General features: G+C 63.9%; 5 protein-coding genes. 2 read left to right on the top strand and 3 right to left on the bottom strand.

Translation table 11 applies throughout. From position 1 onward, the window contains the following. The first annotated feature begins 134 nt into the window (after positions 1-134). Both MFF13_RS24350 and MFF13_RS24345 read left to right on the top strand, forming a co-directional pair. Positions 135-734 carry a recombinase family protein gene (locus tag MFF13_RS24350; protein ID WP_238273169.1) on the top strand — a complete coding sequence of 200 codons (600 nt, stop codon included), beginning with the start codon at positions 135-137 and terminating at the stop codon, positions 732-734. 4 nt (positions 735-738) lie between these two features. After that, positions 739-1,167 carry a hypothetical protein gene (locus MFF13_RS24345; RefSeq protein WP_238273168.1) on the top strand — a complete coding sequence of 143 codons (429 nt, stop codon included), beginning with the start codon at positions 739-741 and terminating at the stop codon, positions 1,165-1,167. A gap of 470 nt (positions 1,168-1,637) precedes the next feature. Here MFF13_RS24345 and MFF13_RS26455 read toward each other — a convergent pair whose 3' ends face one another. The 3 genes from MFF13_RS26455 to MFF13_RS24335 form a co-directional block, all read right to left on the bottom strand. After that, a complete protein-coding gene (locus tag MFF13_RS26455) occupies positions 1,638-1,814 on the bottom strand; it encodes a hypothetical protein (protein WP_283205836.1) in 177 nt (58 codons plus the stop codon). Further along, on the bottom strand, positions 1,750-2,556 hold the full coding sequence (locus MFF13_RS24340; protein ID WP_238273167.1) for a hypothetical protein: 807 nt from the start codon (positions 2,554-2,556) through the stop codon (positions 1,750-1,752). Before MFF13_RS24340 ends, MFF13_RS26455 begins: the two co-directional genes overlap by 65 nt. Positions 2,557-3,064: 508 nt before the next feature. After that, positions 3,065-5,015, bottom strand: a 1,951-nt coding sequence (locus MFF13_RS24335; protein WP_238273166.1) for an Ig-like domain-containing protein, incomplete at its 5' end; no start/stop codon positions are given.

The following is a 5,015-nucleotide window of genomic DNA, read 5'->3' as shown; positions in this document are numbered from 1 at the left end:
TGTCGGCTATCCGACCGTTTTTCGGACAATGGGTATGATCTACTCGCTGCCGACCTGAAACAGCTTGGTTTCTGTCGGGAAAATATGACTGGTTTTCTATTGCGGATCAAACGCGCCTGAATCACTATCCCGACATGCTCGTCGGATATGCCCGCGTCTCCACCCTTGATCAAAACCTCGACCTGCAGCGCGATGCGCTGACCAAGGCCGGCTGCGAGAAGCTGTTTGAGGAAAAGAAGTCCGGCAAGGCCGGGACCAAGCGGCCGGAGTTCGAGGCGGCGCTGGCCTACCTGCGACCCACCGACGTGCTGGTAGTGTGGAAGCTCGATCGGCTCGGCCGGTCACTCGTCGAGATGATGCGCACCATCGACTCCTTACGCCTGCAGGAAATCCACTTCCGATCGCTGACCGAGCAGTTCGACTCCGACACGGCGCACGGGCGCTTCGCTTTGCAGATGCACGGCGCCATGGCTGAGTACTTCCTCGACCTCAACCGCGAGCGCACGATGGAAGGGCTGAAGGCGGCCTTGGCACGTGGCCGGAAGGGCGGCAGGCCGAAGAAGCTGACAGAGGCTGACATCGAGGTCGGCCGTGCCCTCCTCCAGACTGGCACGATCTCGATCGCGGCGATCGCCAAGCGCCTCGGGATCAGCCGGGACACCTTCTACAGCTACTTCCCGCAGGCCCGAGCGCGCAGTCAGGCGATGGCTGCGGCCAGCAACAGGACTAGCTGAGCCGATGCCGATCCGGCGCGAGCATCGCTTCTTCTACCCGATCGACTGGCCGCAGTTGTCGGATACGATCCGGTTCCGACGAGCGGGTGGGGCTTGTGACGCCTGCGGGCGGCCGCATGGACAGACGGTCTACTGCCTCGGCGATGGTCGGTGGTGGGATGCCTCCATCGGGGTCTGGCGCGATGGTCACGGGCGTTCGCTTCACGCATCGCCGACTTTCGAAGAGCTCAGCGTCGTCCGGATGACCCGTGTGGTCCTGGCCGCAGCCCACCGCGATCACGACACCGGCAACAATGCGAACGCCAACCTGGCTGCCTTCTGCCAGCGGTGCCACATGAACCACGACCGGCCCGAGCACCGCCGCCGACGCTGGCGAACCTTGTTCCGCAGGCGGGCGATGGGCGATCTGTTTCGAGGCCCCTATACGTCCTAAACTTGCGGCAAGCTCTGCTGCTTAAGCTGCGGTCCTGACGTGTTGATGGGGTTGGGCGGGGCATGGCTTCGCCTGCCGGAGACGAAGCCATGACCTGACGCGCCGAAGCAGGCAGTACCGGTCACACGTGTCGGTGGACGAAACCCTATCGGGGAGGCCGGGGTCAGGCGGTCGGCCTTTACTCGCCGCTTCACCTCTCCCGAGGTCTGACGCGGAGCGAACCAAGAGCAACCGACCAGCTGCTTGGTTATCCGTAGGTTCGGGGCGACCAGGTCCTACTCCTGCAGCGCGTGAAGCGCTGCTTGCTGCCGGTGCCCTCCGGCCGATCATGGTCGCCCGGAATTGACCTGGCTAGTCATCCGGACCATAGCTCCGTAAGGGAGCTGGCTATTATTCGAGAATGACCACGTACCACATTGGTTCCTGATTTGGTTGTAGTTTGTACCGTTAGCCACAGGATATGCCTCTCGTCAGAGCCCTGCCTCGATCAATTGTCGCGAGATCCGGGTCAGCTCGCGCACCTCGCGCCGCAGTTCGGTCATTTCGTGCGTGCGCATCCCATGTCGGTAAGCGCCATTGCGTTCACCCCGAGGTGCGCCACTGCCGTGGGCGCCGCCGTGCATCCGGCATCGCTTCTTCCCCTCCACCGCCGGTGACTGGCACGGACTCCCGGCCCGTGTCCGCGCACCGCATCGAGGTGCCGACAGGAGCGCTGAAGGCTGGTTTCTCTGACGTCCGCTCGGGTGCATGGGGTTGGTGTCTGTTTCCATTGGGCGCCCCTCCCCCCTGGGTGACGTTGCCGACAATTGCCTGACCGCCGGGGTAAACATGGACGTGCTCCACCCGCACGGTCTGCTCGCCCTTGCGCCGCAGCTTGGCCAGCGCCTCGACCTGGGTCGTGTAGGTGCGCAACAGCTTGGTCGCGAGCGCGCCGTACCGCTCCAACGCATCGGTGGTGTCCGCAAGTTTGGCGCGGGTCAGCATCTCCATTGCGACTTCGTGGACGCCGACCATCTGCGTGGCCAACATCGCCTCGACTTCGTCCTGGGGGGCAATCCCACTGACGGCGGCCAACCCGGCGTTCAAGGCCATGTCGGAGGGCAGTTTTTCTCCACGCCCCCGCATAACGGCCGCCACACGGCCGATATTGTGCTGGGCGAACTCGGGTGAGGCCGTACCGAACGTGTCGATCGTTGTGAGGAGATGCCCTGCGTCGTCGTCATGCTTACCGCGCCAGTCGAGCTTGTTCGTCTGACCAGCTTGACTGCCGTAGGCGAAAGGTTCGGCTCGGGCGCGGTAGCGTTCAGCAGCCCGCTTGATCGCGCGTTGCTCACGATCGGTGGGAGGGGATCGTTCCAAACGATCCAGTTTGTTGTCTTTTGCTGTCATGAGCGGATACCGATCCGAGGTCAGCGTACGATCTTACGTTGACCTATCTTACTCCACACTCAGCCGGATCTGGAGTGATAATTGCTCTGCCTGCAGCTCCATCTCGTTTTATACGCCTGTCGCGTATTTGAGCATCTGAACGTTCGTGCTCTACATCGCGATCCTGGAAGCTCGGTAGCTGATTTCATTGATTGAATGAAAAATGGTCCGCTCGTATCCAAAGCCTGACCAAAAAGCTCTGGTTTTCAAAGGAGGACACTCCGCGATTCGACCGAGGCCAAACTCGAGAACAAGCACTCTTTGATTTTGTTTGATTAGTTTTCAAATTCCCCGGCGACCAGGGTCTATGCCGCTAAGGGCAACGGTTGTCCCCTCGACCTCCAAGCTTACATCCCTGATTTCCGCAAAGGGTTGAAACCAGCCGCCTTTCGGATTGGCAATCGCGAGTGGCGGTCCGCGCTGTCAGGACATGGGCTCAGGCAACGATGTCCCTGAGCCCGTTCCAAGGTCAGGCGAGGTGGCGCCCTTCTGCGAGGCCGAACTCCAAGTAGTGCTGCAGCGGATCGATCCGTGCGGCTGCCACGTCCGGGTTGGCGGCGAGATACGCGTCCGTGTGGAAGGACGAACTCGGATCGCGACCCCCGAGCCAGCCCGTCTGCTCGTAGTGCAGCAGCGGGTTGACGCCGGCGGCGGCCACATCCGGGTTGGCGGCGAGATAGCCGGCGGTCGAGAAGTAGGCGTCCGGATCGCGGCCCTCATGCGCCCCGAGCGTCAGGTAGTGCCGGAAGGCGAAGGTATCGGACGCCATACCGCTCACCGTTGCGGCCATGGCTACGTCCGGGTTGTGAGCCAGATAGTAGGTCGCGTCGAAGACGCCGAAGAGGTGATCGCCGCTGCCCTTTGCGATGGTCAGACCGGGGAAGACCGCGCGACCCTCGGCTTGGCCAAACTCAAGGTAGTGAGCCAACGGATCGACCCCAGCAGCAGCGACGTCCGGGTTGAGGGTGAGGTAGGCTTCCGCCGAGAAGTTGGCGCCGGGGCTGCGGCCCTCATGCCAACCAAACTGATCGTAGTGCGTCAGCGGGTTGACCCCCGCTTTGGCCACGTCCGGGTTGGCGGCAAGATAGCTGGAGGTCGAGAACGCCGCGTTCGGGTTGCGGCCCTCGTGCCAGCCGGACTGGGCGTAGTGCTGATCTGGATCGACATGCGACCGCCAGACGTCGAGGTTGGTCGCGGAGTAGTAGAGATCATCGACGAGCGGAGACCCGTCCCGCTCCTGCACCGTACCATCGGTGAAGGCGATGGTGGCGACGCCGGTCAGATCCACGATCCGGCCGTTGGGCGCCATCATCACGTCGTGACCGTTGCTGAAGTCGAAGTGCGCCTCTGTCAGCGCGAAGCCGAAGCTCAAGGCAGCCGGGATCGCGGCCTTGGCCACGTCGAAGGTCAGCGTGGTCTGGCTGGTGTTACCGGCCGCGTCCGCCACCGTTTCGGTGAAGACGGTGTGGCCGGGTGCGGTCGGGCTGTAGCTATAGCTGCCGCTGGCCGAGACGGTGAGGGTGCCGTTGGGATCGAAGGCTTGGACGCTACCCGACGTCGGAACGGCGCGCACGACCCCATTGCCGAGTTGCACCGACACCAGGTGCAGCCCCGAGGCATCGGTATCGTTGGCGAACAGCTGCCCGGTCAGGGCCGCCAGACCGGTGCCGGAGGCGGCATCCGCCCGCGCCGTTGGCGCCACGCTGTCGAGGACGAAGGCGAGGCTTGCCGCTACCGAGACGTTGCCGGACGCATCCGTCTGCGTCACCGCAACGGTATGAGCCCCCTGCGTGAGTTGGCTGGGATCGTAACTAGCAGCTGCAGCACCGCCATCGACGACGTAGCGCAGGGTTCCCCCACTTTCGGCCGGGGTCACGGCGATGCGTGCATCGCGCGTGAGGTGGTCGGTCGCTGAGATCCCGGTGTCGTTGACGAGCGCCAGTGTCGGTACAGCCGGCGCCGTCGTGTCGACGACGGCGAAGCTGATCGCCTTCGTACCGACGTTGCCGGCCGCATCGGTGGCTGAGGCCAGCACCGTGTGCTGACCTAGGCCGAAGGTGCTGCCGGAGGTCACGACCTTACCGCCCTCGGTGAACACCACCGTGTCGGTACCGTCGACCGTGTCGGCCGCCGAACCCGTCAGGAGCACCTTGGCACCGGCCGACGAGGTCGCCTCCACTGTCGCCGGGGCAGACGCCGTCACCACCGGCTTGGTCGTATCGACCACCGTGAACGTCAGGCTCTGCGTCCCGACGTTCTTGGCTGCATCCGTCGCCGTCGCGAGAACCGTGTGCGAGCCCAGCCCGAACACCGTGTCCGCGGTGACGGTCTTGCCGCCCTCGGTGAACACCACCGCATCGGTGCCGTCGACCGTGTCGGTCGCCGTCCCCGTCAGGGTCACTTTGGCGCCGGTCGACGAG

The sequence above is a fragment of the Methylobacterium cerastii genome (assembly GCF_022179125.1).
Taxonomy (GTDB): Bacteria; Pseudomonadota; Alphaproteobacteria; order Rhizobiales; family Beijerinckiaceae; genus Methylobacterium; species Methylobacterium cerastii.
The sequence above is the reverse complement of the archived record's forward strand: the minus strand, read 5'-3'. Positions and strand labels throughout refer to the sequence as shown.

Bases quoted from the DNA above. Each gene is read 5' to 3' on its own strand.
- MFF13_RS24340 (WP_238273167.1), bottom strand. From the start codon at position 2,556: ATGACAGCAAAAGACAACAAACTGGATCGTTTGGAACGATCCCCTCCC.
- MFF13_RS24345 (WP_238273168.1), top strand. From the start codon at position 739: ATGCCGATCCGGCGCGAGCATCGCTTCTTCTACCCGATCGACTGGCCG.
- MFF13_RS24350 (WP_238273169.1), top strand. From the start codon at position 135: ATGCTCGTCGGATATGCCCGCGTCTCCACCCTTGATCAAAACCTCGAC.